General features: G+C 50.0%; 16 protein-coding genes. 11 read left to right on the plus strand and 5 right to left on the minus strand.

Going from position 1 to position 16,408, the window contains the following annotated elements; all coding sequences use genetic code 11:
- On the minus strand, positions 1-239 hold a 239-nt coding region (locus DHN43_RS27330), incomplete at its 3' end, for a hypothetical protein (RefSeq protein WP_208995641.1).
- 643 nt (positions 240-882) lie between these two features.
- On the opposite strand from DHN43_RS27330, the gene DHN43_RS26325 reads away from it, so the two are divergent.
- From DHN43_RS26325 to DHN43_RS26370, 10 genes are all read left to right on the plus strand, one after another.
- Positions 883-1,398: an Hcp family type VI secretion system effector gene (locus DHN43_RS26325; protein ID WP_057465969.1), complete on the plus strand. Its 516-nt coding sequence runs from the start codon at positions 883-885 to the stop codon at positions 1,396-1,398.
- Positions 1,399-1,517: 119 nt separating this feature from the next.
- The gene (locus tag DHN43_RS26330; RefSeq protein WP_108820144.1) at positions 1,518-1,814 is read left to right on the plus strand and encodes a hypothetical protein; all 297 of its coding nucleotides are present in this window, start codon (positions 1,518-1,520) and stop codon (positions 1,812-1,814) included.
- Entirely contained in the window at positions 1,814-2,683 is an 870-nt protein-coding gene (locus DHN43_RS26335; RefSeq protein ID WP_108820626.1) for a hypothetical protein, read from the plus strand. Before DHN43_RS26330 ends, DHN43_RS26335 begins: the two co-directional genes overlap by 1 nt.
- A 2-nt stretch (positions 2,684-2,685) precedes the next feature.
- On the plus strand, positions 2,686-3,180 hold the full coding sequence (locus DHN43_RS26340; protein WP_108820627.1) for a hypothetical protein: 495 nt from the start codon (positions 2,686-2,688) through the stop codon (positions 3,178-3,180).
- A 75-nt stretch (positions 3,181-3,255) separates the two neighbouring features.
- Complete coding sequence (locus DHN43_RS26345) at positions 3,256-5,352, plus strand: type VI secretion system Vgr family protein (protein WP_108820628.1); 2,097 nt, start codon at positions 3,256-3,258, stop codon at positions 5,350-5,352.
- 9 nt (positions 5,353-5,361) lie between these two features.
- On the plus strand, positions 5,362-5,730 hold the full coding sequence (locus DHN43_RS26350; protein WP_082596416.1) for a PAAR domain-containing protein: 369 nt from the start codon (positions 5,362-5,364) through the stop codon (positions 5,728-5,730).
- Entirely contained in the window at positions 5,727-6,845 is a 1,119-nt protein-coding gene (locus DHN43_RS26355) for a DUF4123 domain-containing protein (RefSeq protein WP_108820629.1), read from the plus strand. Before DHN43_RS26350 ends, DHN43_RS26355 begins: the two co-directional genes overlap by 4 nt.
- On the plus strand, positions 6,842-7,738 hold the full coding sequence (locus tag DHN43_RS26360) for a hypothetical protein (RefSeq protein ID WP_108820630.1): 897 nt from the start codon (positions 6,842-6,844) through the stop codon (positions 7,736-7,738). Before DHN43_RS26355 ends, DHN43_RS26360 begins: the two co-directional genes overlap by 4 nt.
- Before the next feature lie 11 nt (positions 7,739-7,749).
- Positions 7,750-8,466 carry a hypothetical protein gene (locus tag DHN43_RS26365; protein WP_108820631.1) on the plus strand — a complete coding sequence of 239 codons (717 nt, stop codon included), beginning with the start codon at positions 7,750-7,752 and terminating at the stop codon, positions 8,464-8,466.
- A gap of 443 nt (positions 8,467-8,909) precedes the next feature.
- Entirely contained in the window at positions 8,910-9,647 is a 738-nt protein-coding gene (locus tag DHN43_RS26370; RefSeq protein WP_108820632.1) for a hypothetical protein, read from the plus strand.
- Between the two features lie 305 nt (positions 9,648-9,952).
- Here the strand turns inward: DHN43_RS26370 and DHN43_RS26375 are convergent, their stop codons facing one another.
- The 4 genes from DHN43_RS26375 to DHN43_RS26390 all read right to left on the minus strand — a co-directional run bounded on the left by DHN43_RS26375 (position 9,953) and on the right by DHN43_RS26390 (position 14,615).
- Positions 9,953-10,432: a DUF4262 domain-containing protein gene (locus DHN43_RS26375; protein WP_108820633.1), complete on the minus strand. Its 480-nt coding sequence runs from the start codon at positions 10,430-10,432 to the stop codon at positions 9,953-9,955.
- 313 nt (positions 10,433-10,745) lie between these two features.
- Complete coding sequence (locus tag DHN43_RS26380) at positions 10,746-11,267, minus strand: DUF6966 domain-containing protein (RefSeq protein WP_108820634.1); 522 nt, start codon at positions 11,265-11,267, stop codon at positions 10,746-10,748.
- Between the two features lie 502 nt (positions 11,268-11,769).
- Positions 11,770-12,777 carry a hypothetical protein gene (locus DHN43_RS26385; protein ID WP_108820635.1) on the minus strand — a complete coding sequence of 336 codons (1,008 nt, stop codon included), beginning with the start codon at positions 12,775-12,777 and terminating at the stop codon, positions 11,770-11,772.
- An 11-nt stretch (positions 12,778-12,788) separates the two neighbouring features.
- Positions 12,789-14,615 carry a hypothetical protein gene (locus DHN43_RS26390; protein WP_108820636.1) on the minus strand — a complete coding sequence of 609 codons (1,827 nt, stop codon included), beginning with the start codon at positions 14,613-14,615 and terminating at the stop codon, positions 12,789-12,791.
- A gap of 379 nt (positions 14,616-14,994) precedes the next feature.
- Between DHN43_RS26390 and DHN43_RS26395 the strand changes: the two genes are divergently transcribed.
- A protein-coding gene (locus DHN43_RS26395) for an IS3 family transposase (RefSeq protein ID WP_373456221.1) occupies positions 14,995-16,094 on the plus strand; the annotation gives its coding sequence in 2 pieces (ribosomal slippage) (positions 14,995-15,247 and positions 15,247-16,094; 1,101 coding nt in all).
- Positions 16,095-16,408 lie beyond the last annotated feature (314 nt).

The following is a 16,408-nucleotide window of genomic DNA, read 5'->3' on the forward strand; positions in this document are numbered from 1 at the left end:
GTGAAGAATAGGTAGACAGTTTCGTGCAGCCCTCCTTCTTCAATATCTCGGAGTATCCCAGATATTGAAGTGCCAGCAGTTTGTTGAAAGTCTCCCTTTTCCCACATTGTAGCAAGGATAGCGCCACGGTCGAATGGGCTTAAGGCTTGAACATATGAGTTCAACACACCAAAGTCCCGTTGAGCCTCTGGTTGTCGCAGTTGTGAAAGGACAAATGCTCTCGCTGAATTCGTTGTCATTGGGTAACCGAGTTAGAAGGTCAACATATATCGCTAGACTCACTTGATTATGCCGTCTGCATGTTGAGCTTCCAATAGCTCCCTTAGTAGCGATATATACCTTCTACTTGGTTCTTATTGGGCACTCTCAATCCTTTCGGTGAGCAGGTTGCTGTTTGTAATGTTTACCGTACTTCATGAAAATAGGTTGTTCTGGGGGAAGTTCGGGACTTTGAAAGCATCTCGGCTCTGAAGGTTCTGTTTGAATTTTCCCTTATATTACAAGGGGAAGCCATTTTTGGCTTAGGTCAGGCCATTTTTGGCCTGCTTCTTTTCCTAGTATTTTCAAGGAGTTGCGCCAATTTTGCGAGTCTGATGCAGGTCTCCGGGCCAATTCTGGCCCGTTACTACTCCCCTTTACGATCTAGATTTAGGTCAGATCTGAATCTTATTAGATTTTATTCTCTAGTTATATCAACAAGTAAGCGAGTTCTGGTGTGCTCTCTTCTTCTATTTCTCTCACTCTGGCATGCAAGTTGCAGTTGTGTTGGTACGCAGCTGCAGACTGGGGTCTGGGGCTGTGGCCCATTCTCATCAAATGGGGTTCATTTATTTGTTTTGCTGCGTCTGTCCGCACACGGAGGGCGCTCACCAGGAGCATACTATGCCAACACCCGCTTATATCACCATTGAAGGGTCAACTCAGGGTCCAATCACTCAAGGCGCGTTTACTGAAGATTCCGTCGGTAACGTGTGGCAGGAAGGCCATGAAGACGAGATCATGGTGCAGGCCATTGATCACACTGTCATCATTCCTCGTGATATCCAGTCCGGCCAGCCAGCTGGTCAGCGCGTGCACACTCCGTTCAAGTTCACCTGCTCCATGAACAAGTCCATCCCGCTGCTTTATAATGCGCTGGTCTCTGGTGAGATGCTGCCTAAGTGTGAAGTTAAATGGTACCGCACCAATTCTTCCGGCAAGCAGGAGCATTTCTTCACCACCTCCTTTGAAGATGCCCTGATCACCAACATCGAGTGTGGCCTGCCACATTGTCAGGATCCAAAGAACGCTGACTTCACTCAGCTGATCACCATTGAACTGTCTTACCGCAAGATCATGTGGGAGCACACAGTCTCCGGCACCTCTGGTGCTGATGACTGGCGCGCACCTGCAGCTTAAGTCTCTATCCTCATTGAGGATGGAAGTCAGATCCGGGCCAGCTTTGGCCCGGACACTGCCTATGGGCGAGTTAAACGATAGGCAGCCTTTGATTTGGGCGTGATCTGCGGAGTTGGAATATGCAGTTTGTCTCTGGCAAAGCCTCAGCAAAGCGCGGCTATTTGCGCAGCTTCTTTCGCAGCTTGCTGTGGCGCCGGCGTAAGGTGGAGGCAATTGCTGAAGCTGCACCCAAAGAGTGCGATCCGGCAGGCACTGCGCATGTGGTCTTGCAAGGTCGTGACCGGCCTGAGCGCTCATCAGATGCACTGCATGAAGATCTGTCAGAAGAACTCGAGATCCGGGGCTTTCTGGATCAGTTTCCCGGCCACCGCTTGATGGTCAAACCCGGGGATCAGCCGCACAAGGAGATATTCTGATGGTCTATCCGCTGGCGGAACAACGCATGGCAGCAGAGCTGATCAATCCACGCCAGGAAGAAGCGGTGGTGATGGATATGGAGCTCTTTGCGCAAGCCGTAGTGGACGCCCATCAAAGCCTTGGAACAACAACCGGCGGTGCCGTTGACCTGGCGAGCCTGCCAGTGCTGCTGCGCGATATGAAGGGTGGTCAGACACTCCTAAAGGAAATTGGTTTGCAGGGGCGCTATTACACAAAGGTAGTGAACGGCAAGACGTACGTGGTGTTTAAGGGATACTCCGCCCTGCGTGAGACCTTGAAGGGCACACGGTATCTGTCCACGTCCCCCAAAGTCGTTGCCTTTGGCATTGGCCCGGAGGCACTAAAATCAGCAGGCAGGTCAAACGCAGTCATCATGATCACCTGTTATGTAGTGCTCGATGTGATGCAGTTCATCATGAGTGATGAGCAGCTCTATCATGAGTTGTTTGCCAACATCATTACCGACGTTGCTATTGGTACGGTGGCACTGGCTGCCGGGACGTTGGCAGCTGGTTGGTTGGCTGGACTGACTGTGATTGCGCTTCCCGCTCTTGCAGTTGCTGGAGGAGCGATCGTTGTTGGAATGATCGCTGGTATTGCTTTAGCCGAACTCGATAAGGCATTTGGTATCCGGGAAAAACTTGGCCAAGCTCTGCACTGGACAGGTAAGGCAATTGCCCATGGAATTCAGGAGACAGGGCAGATCATTCGTGAAGCACAAGTTTCCATGCGCCAGAAGGTGGAAGAGTTTGAACGCCGCAGCAATAGTTTTTTGTACCGGCTAGAGCGTGAGATCATTTGGCACTTTGGCGGTTCAGATCTGTATAACCAGATCTACCGGAGGTAGCGATGTTTGACTGGTGTTTTGACCGCCTTGAGAAATCCGCAAATTGGCTTGCTGCTGATCTCAAACGGACACATGTCGCAATGCTGTTTTTGGATTGTCTGGTTATCTTTCTGTGCTGGATCATCCTCTCTGACATCTTTCTTTTATTCGGACAGACACAGGACCTTCTGATTGTCCCGCGCGGAAAGACCCAATGGGTTCTTGGGGGGCTTTGTCTTCCTGTTCTCCATTTCGCTCTTACCCCTTGGGGCCAAAGATGGGTCAAGAGCTCAGTTAAAAGCTTTTCGGTCGTGTTCTTAACCGTTGCTGTTGGCGGGGCCTTTCTTGGGGTTGTGCTCACCGACTACGCCCGTACTCAGGCTATCGCAGCTGGATACCGCTCCTGTGACCAAACTTTCCTGAATGACTTTCAGCGCGATGACGAAACACTGGTTGCTCCCGGTGTGTTGTGTCCGCCGTTTTCCTCTGCTGGCAAACCGTATCCGCCGCCAGAGTGAAGCTCTCACGACGCCCGCCAGACCACTCTCAATACTTGTACGTCCTTTGTTTTTCCTTTTGCCAGTGAGTTTGTTATGAATGCTATTGTCCAAATCCCGCAGCTCTTCCAGGAACAAGATCTGGCCTTCACCTTTGCAGCTCCTGCGCAGCCCAATGCGGAATTGCTGGTCACCGGGTTCTCGGCAACAGAGCGCCTCAATGGGCTCACGCAGATCCAGATTGAGCTTGCCAGCCCCGACAACGCGCTCGACTTGCATAGCCTGCTCGATACGCCCGCTACGCTGACCATCCATCATAAATACGAGGGCCTGCGCCATCTCTCCGGAGTGATCGCCGAGATTGCCCGGGGTAATGAAGGCCATCACCGCACCAGTTATTCGCTCACACTGCTGCCCAGCCTGCACCGGCTGGCTCATGGCTCTGACTGCCGGATCTTCCAGAAGAAAAGCGTACCTGAGATCGTCAAGATCCTGCTGAAAGAACACGGCGTCGAGGATGTGAAGTGGGATCTGACCGAGCCTCATGAGGCGCGCGAATACTGCGTGCAGTACCGGGAAAGTCACTTAAGCTTCTTAGACCGCATCACGGCAGAGGAAGGCATCTGGTACTACTTCACCTATGGTGCCAATGGCCAGCATACACTGCAGTTCATTGATAACCCGCAGATTGTCTCGCAGCTGCCGGACCAGCCCAAGCTGGAATACAACGCCATGGCTGGCGGGGCTGTCAAAGGCGTTTATTGCAACAGCTTTGTCCTGCGCGAGCAGCTGCGCGCCACCAGCTTCATGCAGCGTGATTACTCGTTCAAGAACCCGCCTTACAACCAACAACACACCCATCAGCGCGGTGAAGACAACGGCTCTGCCGGAGACTATGCACTCTATGAGTATCCGGGGCGCTACAAGGCCGATGGTGTTGGTAAGCCCTTCACAAAACACCGGCTGGAGGCAGCACGTGTAGAGGCCACCACAGGCCATGGCGCGACCAATGCCATTCACCTGATGGCCGGTCATCAGTTTGCCCTCACGGACCACCCGAACAACGATTACAACATCAAGTATCATTTGCTCACTGTCTCGCATCAGGGCAGCCAGCCGCAGGCCGTGGCTGAGGAAGCTGGCAGTGGTACCACCACTTACAGTGCAGGCTTTGAAGTTATGCCCGCCCGCCTGCCATACCGGCCCAAACTGCTCAAAAAGCCTTTGGTGGATGGCCCACAGATCGCTCATGTCACCGGGCCGGAAGGTGAAGAGATTTACTGCGATGAACATGGCCGGGTGAAAGTCTGGTTCCCCTGGGATCGTCATGGCCAGAAGAACGACACTTCCTCCTGCTGGATCCGCGTTTCCTCCAACTGGGCCGGCGCCAGCTGGGGCCACATCGCCATCCCCCGCATCGGCCACGAAGTCATCGTAGACTTCCTCGAAGGCGACCCTGATCAGCCGATCATTACGGGCAGGACCTATCACAACAACAACCGTACTCCGAACAAGCTTCCTGACTTCAAAACCCGCATGGTCCTGAAGTCAGACAGCCACAAGGCGACAGGGTCCAATGAGCTGCGGTTTGAAGATGAAGGCGGGCAAGAGGAAGTCTGGTTCCACGCCCAGAAGTTCCACAACGGCGTTGTTGAGAACAATGAGACCTGGAAGGTGGGTGCTAACCGCCATAAACGGATTGATGGCTCTCAGTCTGAATCTATAGGCGGATCGAAGGATATCGAAGTGGAAGGCTCACACAGAGAAACCATCTCCGGTGTAAAAGATCTTCATGTGAAAGCGGTTCGCCGCACGCAGGTTGACGCTGCTGACAATGAAAGCATTGCTGATGATAAAACGCTGCAGGTTGGTGGAAACTATACCACCAAGGTGAATCGTAACATTCGCATGGAAAGTCTGGCACATCAGCATTATACCGCACCTGGTACCATCTTTGTTGATGGCGGTGATCAGGTGGTTGTTCGTGCTGGTTCTGCGATCTCTCTCAACGTGGGCGGCAACTTCATTCGAATTGATGCGAGCGGCATCAAGATTGAAGGCACTGTTGTGAATGTTAATTGCGGGGCAGGGGCCCCTGCGACAGGCAAGGATGTTCCATTCATTGAACCATCTGCACCAGAAGATTATCAAGGTCCCCATGCCGAGCGTTATGCCCGCTCCTTTGAGAAATAGGAGAGGTCTATGTCAGGAAAACCCGCAGCTCGTTTAGGTGACATTGGCTCTGGCCATGATTGTCACTTTCCGCCAACACCTGCCATTGCCGGAAGCCCAAATATCTTCATTAACAACCGGCCTGCTGTAAGGCAGGGGGATGCTTATGCGCCCCATGGCTGTTCACCATGCCCGTCTCCTTCTCATGGCAGAGCATTGGCGGCTGGTAGCCCCACGGTGAACTTTAACAACAAGCAAGCAGGCCGTGTTGGCGATCCGATAGATTGTGGTGGTGCTGATGTCTCGGGAAGCGCCAATGTATTCATCGGTGCTGCGTCCCCTCCAGGGACACGCAAGCCGTTCGCCGAGGAATGTCCATTTGCTAAGGATGCCTCATGACACAGGCAGTTTTATCTATTGATGTAGAGCCAGATACGCTCATCGCGGACAGTGTGAAGGCAAGCCTGTTTGCCAAAGTCACTGAGGACATTGCCGCTTATGCGATTATCGACGGACAATGGTGCGAAGATATCTATGGCCGTTTACTGGGGGACGAGAATGCCGACTGGTGCAGTCTGATTGCTGGAGAACTGGCGCAGGAACTTGCCCTGACGGCTCCTTATCTGGTGCGGTTGGAGCAGGATAGCGATCTCACCAATTGGCTGTTTCAAGAAGGCTGGGGCAAGGGCTGGGGCATTTACTTCTTAGCTTCAAAGTCAAAGGCCAAAGAGCTTTACAGAACCCCGCCCCCTGAAAGCCTGAAGCAGCAAGTAGAGCGTGGTGCCTTTGTTGCTTCGCCAGATATCTCTGAGGACGAAGCCACGGATGTCGTGCTTCTGCGACGGCACTTCCGGCGTTATTTGCGCGTTGAGTTTGAAAGTGATGGTCGGTTGGTGCGGTTCCGGTTTTTTGATCCAGCTGTTCTGCGCGTCTGGTTGCTCTCTACAAACCCAACGGAGACGCAGGCTTTCTTCGGGCCGGTTACCGATTTCATTGCTGAGGATTGGTGTGAGGAGCCCAGCCTGTGCAATGCCCTGCAGCTCTGGCATTTTGCAGCACCTGCATCGGGACAGCATTGCAAAGCAGGCCGTTTTAACATGCGAACCCACCAGATTACGCCAATGACGCCAATTACAGAAAGCTCCACACAAACCAACGAACGCCCCAAGAGCCATATCACCCTCATCCGCAAGGCGCAGGAGAAGGCGTTTGAGGATATGCAGTGGGAGTTGTTTAGTGAACAGATGGTGCAGGAGCTAGCTGAAGAAGAAACTCAGGCTGATGCCAAAAAATATACCGCAGAGCAACTGCGTAGTTTCACAAGAGAGCAAGTTCGCAAAGCAAGAGAGCTTTCCTTTGATGAGTTTTCTTGTGTGCGCCGGTTTGTCTTATGGGTTGCCGCAGGCGGGCAAGAGTATTTGAAGAATGATCAAGTCATTGCTCACCTCAAAAACTCTGAGATCCCTGAGTTCGAGAGACTTTCGTTCTGCGAAGGCTTGGTTAAGGGCCGATGACTGATAAGATCACAGAAAAATGCGTCAAGTACGATTACATTACAGTCGCAGGCACCAGCGAGTATTTTAATCTATGGCGACAGACGAAAAGTATTGCGCAAGATGTACTGGAAGGTATGCCCTTGCCGGCGGGGACCCAGATGGCAGACCCCAAATTTGCCCGAGAGTATCGTCAAGAACAGCGAAGGCTGATGCGGACAACCTACGACTTCGGCAATAAGATGATGTTCCTTGCACAAGGAGTTCGCGCACTGCGGGAATATGGGGCGGTGGGGAACTTCAGAACCTTCATCTACTTCACTACCGGTTATACTAAACTTCAGCGTCAAGCAGTAGAAAAAGCAGCTGCTAAATATGCCAGCCCGGATCGGATTTTTCCTATCTCGACAGTTGGGGAGCTTATTACCCTGATCAATGATGCAACGTTTCCGGATGAGACTTGTGAACGTAAAATCAAGCGTATTGATATCTTTTGTCATGGTCTGCCGGAAATGCTTGAGTTTGGTTATGATGGGCGCTTGGAAGACGATCAAAGGTTTGAGGATGAGCAAGTCAGCAAACTTGATCCAGCTCGGTTTGAGTTACCGCATAAACTAAAAGCAGACATTTATTCATGGGCCTGCCAGACAGGAAATGATGATAAAAACAACTGGGGCGGTCTGGCTCCGGCTCTTGCGAAGCACACCCAGGCACGGGTTCATGCTTATGCCCGCCGTACCCTCTATTCCAAGAGCTTCCATACGGGCGGCAAAAGCGAGAGCGAGGCCGGACTCATCCGACTTGATGACGGCAAGGAGCATATTGTCATCTGGCATCCAGACGGCGCATTGGGCGGTGTTACTGAAGGCAACACACCGGGAAGCGCTCCCTCAGGACGCAAGGTTTTTGAATAAAGGCATTATACATGGGTTGGATTCAGGAGCTTCGCCGGACCCGCAAGTGGAAGTGGGGCAAGCGGCTTGCCATCACGGCAATTATTTTTACTGTTGTAATTGATCTGGGCTTGAGAGGATTAACAAAGGCCATGTGGAAATCATTAAGTGATGATATCGCCGATGAACGACCAGGTCATGTTCTGGCTGAGGAATACTGGGAAGAGCGAATGGCTTCATATAAAAAAAAGCAACAAGAGCGCGCCGCCAGCCCTTGTCTAGTCGGTCTCAAAACAGTTCCAATTCGTTTACAGCTAACCAAAGGGATAGATCACCTTGATCCCTCAAGCACTAGAATAATCGTCTCTGTTACAAATGGTTGGGGATCGTATCGCGGAACGACAACTTATATGGGGCCATTGGTGCGGGAAGTAAATTTTGAAGCGCGCTACTGCCCGGATCATCTTAATGTAGATGATCCTTTCCACAGTGATGCTCGTAACAGATTCTATATGCTCGCAGTCGACATGGAAAAGGGTCGTTACATTAGCTTTACAGGAGAGGAAAAGTACCCAATAGGAACTTGGAGGGATGTCATAGTTGAACTCTACCCTTGGGGCGAACAGACGCTTGACCCCGGCGGTAAGTTTAACGGCCACCATATTTATCCAGCTGACCCGAAAGCGGTAGTGCCGGAGCGTTATCGCCGCAAAGTGCCAGGTCCCTCCCAAATGGCGCCATGGAGGTAGGAAACTTGGGCCAACTGGGCCTAAAAGGCCCCAAGCTACAAAAGTGGCCAAAAATCAGAACAATTAAAGAACATGCTGGGTGACTGTCGTTAGTATCTCGGAGTATGAGATGGTAAGATGCAGACTATGGCTACCGTTCGCTGCACCGCGAAAACTCAGGTAAGTGAGTAGCGGTTACCTGCGTCGAGGGCCAACTGCGGCCATTCGGGCGGTTCTATCGAGAGTTGAGACGGCTTACTTGAAAGTGACGACAGGAGCTGTAGCGAGAATTAATGATGCCCTTAAAATCAGCGAACTGAGACATGGTACAGGTTTGCTGGAGCCTAAAGTGTTCAATGCGACATTCCAAATCAATGTCTTCTTTCTGTGGGTGGCTGGAAAGACTATAAGGAAGTATAGACGTCGGTCTTATGTCGATGATTTATCTAATTGGAAGTTCGAACATGCCAAAGCCAAAAGGTCGTCTAACTGATATACTTAGTCTTCCTGCGGATAAAACAGGGCAGCCCCAGACTGTCCTGATGCTCGACCATCTCACATATGTTCCCGTGGTTGGAGATATGCTTCATGTTGCAAATCGAACCTTGTCGATTGCTCAAGTTGACAAACAACGGACTCGGAGCTGTTTAACTGGGTGGAGGCTGGCTGGTCGCGGTAGCATCGCCGTACTGGTCAACGAAACAAAAGATGTGCTGAGCGCTTTGGAGCAGCACCCTGAGTATTCTTGGGTATCATGGACCCCCAAAGATGAGTTGCCATGGCATTTCAAAACAACAGAGTTGCCTACCTTCACACGTCTCAACAAAGGCTGGAATGCGCATCCAAACGATGAGAACCTTCGCCTTGAACATAACGGCTCAACGCTTTTGGCTCGTATGAAGCCAAATCACTTTGTGTATCGCCAATATGAAGAAGTCCCCGAAATTATTGTCAACTTTGTAGACTGCTCAATGTATCGCGTTACACCAATAAATGACGAAGGCTGGTACAGAGGCCAGTGCCGTTTCAGCGGATTGGCCCCATCATGGGGAGAGTTCTATGAAATATCAGGCGACACTCGAGACGACATGGACCCCACACCGTGGATTACTATGGGGGGAAAGGGAGTGCGTCATCTTCACTTTTATCTGAGAGACAAAACACTCGAAGTCAAAGCTCAAGACTGGTCAATGAGCTCATAAACCTGACGTTCAATAGCGTCTTTGAACTACAGCAAAAATTCGCATAGCTGTCACAAGGTCACCGAGCAACATATGGCCATGAAACTGGGCCACAAGCTGCCGTTGGGGCAACTCGATCAAGGGTTGAGACAGTCATTAGAAGTTATTGCCGACGCTTTCCAGAGCATATTTCTGAACCTATGCGCTCGTTGTAGCTTGGGTGTATCACAGTTTCGTTAAGCCCAAAGATACCCCAAACTTAAAACAGAGACCTGGTGCCAAACGAGGCTTCTGTTTCAACGTGTGGAGGAATTCTACCAGTTAAGTCATTCACTAAGCCATAGGTTGGGTTGAGCATCAATTACATCTTGAGCACATCCCTCATCCCAGGGAAAAAGCCCTTGCTGTGCGCCGGGCCAAACAATCTGAAAAACCTCAGCGCTGCCCTCATTCCCTTTTTCTTGCCAGAGCCAGTTCGCTGACGTGGTATATTCGGAATGTAGATTTTTGTGTGTAGCTTTTCGGCTAATACAGTCGAATCCCTCCAACAGTCCATTCCACCGCATGCCATCGGTGGGGATTGCCCCCTCTTCGATTTGCCGATGGATTTCCCACAGCATGCTGTTCATTAACTCTTGCGGAAGTCCAAAAATTATAAATTCGGGAGCACCAAGGGATGTGGTAAATCCAACAGAGTAACCAAAGTCGGGGGTTAAACCCTCGGGGTCGAACACAAAAGTGAATTGCCACCCATGTTTTTCAATAATCGAGAGTACTTTTTCTTCATAATCTGAATATTTAGACATTCTGTATTCCTAGCAAGTCACCATCAAAATGCCAACTTTCAATGACGGTTTTGGCCACTCAACAACATGCCTGTAATCAGGGCCACAAGCGGTCATTCTAGCAGTTCTAGCAAGAGTTGAGACGCACTCACCAAAGAGTTCTCAATCGTTCTGATAGTTGATTTGAAGCTACTCAACTAGAGTTGTTCGCAAATGAGAGTCGGATGCTACACTAGGGCTTGAGTTGATATTTATGCAAAGCGCAGTTAAGGGCCTGAAAGAGTCCAAAATGATTTATGCTATAAGATGCCCAGAGGACTGCTTCAGCACTAATCTATCTCGATCTTGCAATCGTCAGAGCTTCTTGCCGCGCCAGCACGAATGTTTCGAAAAGACCTTCTGCCGGGAGTTGATCCCAACCTTCAGAAATTACCTCGCCGCTATCCTCAAAGATGTAGTAATATTCTTCAGCGATGCTAAAAATACCGTCAGGCCGCTCGACTATTACCAAACGTCGCGACTGCTCCTTCATTGGCACTATGGCTTCATCATCGTCTGGGTTTTGGCTTGGCCTAGATGCGAGACGATAAAGCTCGGTCGCAAGTTGCGAAAACTGAACAGTACTCTCGTAGTCAGGATCACCGTTGGGAAGCTGCAAATAGATATCGTTTATCGATCCCATGCCGCCGTACATCTGTTTGATCTGCGCCCGCAAGTCTTCGATATGAAGGGTGGTTTTTGCCGTTAGCGAACGCAGTTTCTTTTCCCAGATTTTGGTATGTTTGCTCTTGGCTAGAAGATCGGCCATTTGGTTCAGGGTAACAACAAATTCGTCGGATTCTTCAGTTGGCTTCATTCATATTTCTTTCCTGTATAGAGAAGGTCCACCCTTCTTCAAGAAGAGTTACCAGCCTCAACCGGGGACTATTTGTCTTCGCTGTGGCTGTAAAGTATCATAATGACCAAGGCTTCTGACCTGCGCTGTAATGCTAAAACTCCGACAAGTGAGAGGCCGCGACTAGCGTCGAGGGCCAATTGCGGTCATTCTGACGTTTCCAGCAAGGGTTGAATGAGGATTGAAACAAGATTGAGCAATAGAGATAGTTCGCTCAATTAATCAGTTTTTGGGCCTCAACGAACAAAGCCGCATATTCTGAAATCACACGGTAATCCCCCCATTTATGGAGGAGTTTGGCAGTAGAGTTATGCTGCCAGTTTTAGTTTGGTTGCAACAAGTCTTGTCAGCAGATCACGCGCTACTTCCAAGCGCGACTCCTTATTGAAACCAATAAGTTATCAATGAGGAGGATTCCATTCCGAGTGCGACACTTTACCCTCAAATCGTGCAGGAGACGCACCTATCCAAAGGGCACCCGATCCAGATGTGTCTTCGGCAAGGGAACATTCGGTACTATCAGTTGGAAATAATAGTTGACTGAGTTGGTGCGCTTATTCACCTCTTCGATCTTGGCGTTCATGTTGATTTCTGACTGTCGCAGATCCTCCTGCGCTGTAGTCAACTGATCTAGCGTTTCCTTTAGCGCCGCTTGCTTCTGCGCGCTTGAGTAGGCGGAGTATCCACCATGGACCAGCGACATCAACCCGGAAACCATGGACCATCCTTTGGCCACTCTGGACCAACGAGCAGCGTCTTTATGGTGTTTCTCGGCTTCATTCAGTGCCAAAATAGCCTTTTTGCGAAAAGCAAGGGACTCCAGCAACTTATCAGCAACAGCCTTAGCCTTGGCAACTTCGGTGAACTGTTCTTGCAGTTGCTCGAAGTAAGATTGCGTTTCATCGAGACTAAATAGTTTCGCAAGTGTCATTTTTGAACTTACGATGTGTGCGAAAGCGGCATATTTCAATGCGGCATCCTTATCGATCTGGCTCATATTTAAGGCATCTTGCGTTTGGAATTGCCCGCTCTCCGGATCTCGCTTAATAAAAAATCCTTTCCTTAAGAACTGGTCCGACGCTAGGCTTTCTCCACTTGCAGAAACCTGCAAACCTATTGCCTCTTTCATGTGTTGTGAGAGGTCATGAGAAATCCCAGTGTCTCCGGCGAGAAAGTTGAGTCGAGCTTGTACTGGATCGGAGCCAACTCCCTCAACTGCCAGTGCAGCTTTGTAATCTGTCGTCAATCCAAAATTTGGGCGTTTGACTAGAAAAACAAACAACACCCCTTGATCAATAAGTTCTTTAGCATGAGGACTTGCTTGCAAAGCGGAAGCTAAGGCATCGACGTCAGGCAACTGTGCTTCAATCTCACTCGACCACGTAGCCTCATAGGCTTGTTTAGACACCGACAGCATCGCTTTTAATAAAAGGATCGCGCTGATACGCGCAGATAGATCTCCCAAACTCATCGAAATTCCTCCTATTTCCTTGGAAAAGTACTCAGCCAAAGTTGATTAGACAAAAAGGCTTCTGTAGCGGCGGCGTATGCCAGCAACGCGGATGTGCTTTTTGCCACCTCCGTATAATCTTTGCTTGTGTCTTTCGGATCTAGCTGCAAAAGCGCATTAAGCTGGTTATGCGTTGATACACGATAGCTAAACGCTTGACGAAGTACTGTTGCTCTCGAGGTGTCGGCAAATCGTGCTAAGCGGGTGGACGCTTCCTGGTTATAATTGCTTAGACGCAGCGGTGCGGCGTAGTCGCCCTCCTGCCCTCTGATCGCCCCGATCCATCGGCCGAAGCGCCCCACGTACTCAGAACTTATAAAAACGCGATCCGTCGGCTCACAAAAGCGCATTGGGTCCTCCAAAAACATATCTCGGTAGCTTGCCGCATTTTTACTCGTCCAGTTGTACAGATCGAAATCAGTATACCGCGAGGTCCCGATTATCCTTTGCAGTTTGCCTTTGAATATCGCTGCGCCTTCTTCCTTGACAACTGTGACATCACCTACAGCGCGGTGAACAACAGCCCCCATCGGCACGAGCCTGTGGTGGAATATAAAGTGTTCATCTTGGTTTCCCTCTTGGTCGACTTGATTCATCGTCCATTCCAGCTTGGGCGGTGTGTGGGCCAGCGGGATGAGAATAAGGCACAAATCCCTATTCTCTTCAAATGCTGCCATAGGTAGATTGAAAAACAGCGATGCAATCGCCTGTAGATGCCGTCCCTTTTCATAGAGTGAAGGGATTGGGTTAACTTCAGGGAAGAGCTTTTGCCAATTCGGCCACTCACCAGATCGGTTTACATACGTGTTTGGTTTTGGACGATCAATATAGTCAATAAATGCATCGGGACTACCCCAGTTGTCAGGTATTGTATCTGGGCCGTCCTCTTGTGTGGCCTGTGTGTAAGAATACTCAAGTTCAGCATACTCCAACCGGTGGTCTCGTAATCTTTCATCGCGTCTTCCTCCAAAATCGACGTGATAGGAAAAACTATCAGCAAGTTTGCTAGCAGATCCATACAGCGGCCCCTCCTTCACATCAATGGCACTCGCCCATACTCTATTGAACCGGCGCAGTTGATCAGAAAGCAGCCGAAAGTGTTCCGCTCCTATAGAGGTGGTGATCTTAGGGCAGGTATAATACTTGGCAAACTCCGGTTTCAGCAGTTCTTTTTCAATACACTCTCCTCGATTAGGGGTTGTTTTAATCTCCTCGGCCTCTTCCTTTGAGATGGTATCATTTGAATAGATCAAGGCAAAATGAGTATTCAAAACAGCCTCTTGCACCAAAGCAAGATATGTCATTGCATGGATATCACCAGCAACTACTCTCTGTGCCAAATAGCCAGTATCGCGATTTAGGTCGTAAAGTGCAAAACCAAGCTTGCTCTTGGTATGTTCAACAGCTTTAGACGCATATAATTCTTTTGCAGCAATAACATTAGCATACTCCACCGCCACTTCGACAGTATCCTTGGTAGCCGCTAATCGTATTCTCGAAAGGGTTTCATCTGGAATGGTCAGAATAGATGCTTTGATATCCTTAAGAAGCAGCAACGACGCATCAATTTTTACATCAATGCTATGAACTGATGCCATTAAGGCTTCGAACTCTTTGGCGCGTGCCTTAGCTTTAGCGCGAGACGCTTTGCCGCCCGAATGAGAAGAGATAAAGCTAGTTGCCGTAGCCACCGCCACCAATGCATAGCTCCACCCAGCATGGGATTGCTTTGCTGTAGTCGTGCAGGATAATGCAAACACAAAGACAAACATTAAATTTGAAAAGTACTTCCAACGCATTACTTGCCCTTTTGATCATTTGAGTGAAAATTGAAAATGCCTTAGGGAAGAAATATTAACTTTTCTTAAGATTAAAGCAACCTAAAGATGAAACTCTGTGGTGCTTCTGTATATTGGAAGTAATACATAAAAGAAAATGTATCGCTCATAAGTCGGTTTGAGAAGATCAACTTTATAAGTGTTATACAGCTTCATTTTAGAGCAATTTCTCAAATGGTATACGAATGTATTTCGATCATAGGGCGCTATCAACTTAACCTGAATTTGGCTGCAATAGCCTTCTCTGGGCGCATTTTAAGTGACCTGCCCCCAATAAATCGGACCGTTTCAGACTGGAATTTTCCACTTAAGCTCCCTTGAAGGGGAGAAGTAGAATTCGATGAAAGCCTCGAAGTTTTCGGAAGCGCAGATTGCCTTTGTGTTGAAGCAGGCAGAGGATGGGACGGCGGTGGCGGAAGTGTGTCGCAAGGCGGGTGTGAGCCAAGCGACATTTTACAGCTGGCGCAAGAAATATGCGGGCCTGATGCCCTCTGAGATGAAGCGGTTACGCCAGCTCGAAGCGGAGAATGGGCGCCTGAAGAAACTTGTCGCGGACTTGTCTCTTGATAAGGCAATGTTGCAGGACGTTTTGCAAAAAAAGCTCTAAAGCCTGCTCGCAAGCGCAAATTGGTTGATGAGGTGCGAGAAGCCTGGAAGGTGTCGGTTCGCAAGGCCTGTCACGCCCTAAAGGTCGACCGTTCGCTCTACACCTATAAGTCGCGGCGTGGCGATCAGGCCGCCTTGAAGCTCAGGATCAAGGAAATCTGCGAGACCCGCATCCGGTTTGGCTACCGGCGTGTTCACGTGCTGCTGCGACGGGAGGGCTGGGCGGTCAATCAAAAGCGTGTGCGCCGGCTTTACAATGAGTTAGGGTTGCAATTGCGCAACAAGACGCCGAAACGCCGGGTCAAAGCCAAGCTGCGGGAGGACCGCCAGGAGCCGACCCACACCAACCAGGTCTGGGCGATGGACTTCGTCCATGATCAATTGGCAACGGGCCGCAAACTCCGCATTCTGACCATCGTGGACACCTTTTCGCGCTATGCGCCGGCCACCGACCCGCGATTTAGCTATCGCGGCGAAGACGTAGTGGCAACGTTGGAGCGGATCTGTCAGCACACCGGCTACCCCAAAACGATACGCGTTGATAATGGCAGCGAATTTATCTCAAAAGATCTCGATTTGTGGGCCTATGCCAAGGGGGTCACGCTTGACTTCTCCAGACCGGGAAAGCCCACCGATAACGCCTTCATTGAAAGCTTTAACGGCTCGTTGCGCGCCGAGTGTCTGAATACGCACTGGTTCATGAGCCTTGACGACGCCCGTGAAAAACTGGAGAATTGGCGTAGAGACTACAACGAGGTTCGTCCTCACAGTGCCATCGGCAACAAGCCGCCGATCGCGCTTATAAAGCGCTCAGCAGACAAGCATCTGACATGAGCTCAGGCCCCGGAAAATCCTCCAGCCGGGCGGTCCTAAAAAGGGGAGCAGCTCAAGGGGAGCAGCTTAGCTTCGCAAGCGTAGATTTTATGGTAGTTCTTTTTGAGTTGACTTGGTCCCCGAAGAGACCGTGATTATTGGTTGGCGCCTCAATCCTTCGGTGCCACACGATGAACCATGAATGCTAACTCATGGGCTAGGCGAAGTATGGCGGAAGAATCAATCTACCATACGACTTATGGGTAACTACAAGCCGTTCAGCACGGCCTTATATCTCTGATTTTGATCATCTACTTTCTTCTGAATTTACTCAG

It is taken from the genome of Pseudovibrio sp. Alg231-02 (genome assembly GCF_900143565.1).
Classification (GTDB): Bacteria; Pseudomonadota; Alphaproteobacteria; order Rhizobiales; family Stappiaceae; genus Pseudovibrio.

Coding starts and splice junctions, on each gene's coding strand:
- DHN43_RS26325 (WP_057465969.1), top strand. CDS start 883: ATGCCAACACCCGCTTATATCACCATTGAAGGGTCAACTCAGGGTCCA.
- DHN43_RS26330 (WP_108820144.1), top strand. CDS start 1,518: ATGCAGTTTGTCTCTGGCAAAGCCTCAGCAAAGCGCGGCTATTTGCGC.
- DHN43_RS26335 (WP_108820626.1), top strand. CDS start 1,814: ATGGTCTATCCGCTGGCGGAACAACGCATGGCAGCAGAGCTGATCAAT.
- DHN43_RS26340 (WP_108820627.1), top strand. CDS start 2,686: ATGTTTGACTGGTGTTTTGACCGCCTTGAGAAATCCGCAAATTGGCTT.
- DHN43_RS26345 (WP_108820628.1), top strand. CDS start 3,256: ATGAATGCTATTGTCCAAATCCCGCAGCTCTTCCAGGAACAAGATCTG.
- DHN43_RS26350 (WP_082596416.1), top strand. CDS start 5,362: ATGTCAGGAAAACCCGCAGCTCGTTTAGGTGACATTGGCTCTGGCCAT.
- DHN43_RS26355 (WP_108820629.1), top strand. CDS start 5,727: ATGACACAGGCAGTTTTATCTATTGATGTAGAGCCAGATACGCTCATC.
- DHN43_RS26360 (WP_108820630.1), top strand. CDS start 6,842: ATGACTGATAAGATCACAGAAAAATGCGTCAAGTACGATTACATTACA.
- DHN43_RS26365 (WP_108820631.1), top strand. CDS start 7,750: ATGGGTTGGATTCAGGAGCTTCGCCGGACCCGCAAGTGGAAGTGGGGC.
- DHN43_RS26370 (WP_108820632.1), top strand. CDS start 8,910: ATGCCAAAGCCAAAAGGTCGTCTAACTGATATACTTAGTCTTCCTGCG.
- DHN43_RS26375 (WP_108820633.1), bottom strand. CDS start 10,432: ATGTCTAAATATTCAGATTATGAAGAAAAAGTACTCTCGATTATTGAA.
- DHN43_RS26380 (WP_108820634.1), bottom strand. CDS start 11,267: ATGAAGCCAACTGAAGAATCCGACGAATTTGTTGTTACCCTGAACCAA.
- DHN43_RS26385 (WP_108820635.1), bottom strand. CDS start 12,777: ATGAGTTTGGGAGATCTATCTGCGCGTATCAGCGCGATCCTTTTATTA.
- DHN43_RS26390 (WP_108820636.1), bottom strand. CDS start 14,615: ATGCGTTGGAAGTACTTTTCAAATTTAATGTTTGTCTTTGTGTTTGCA.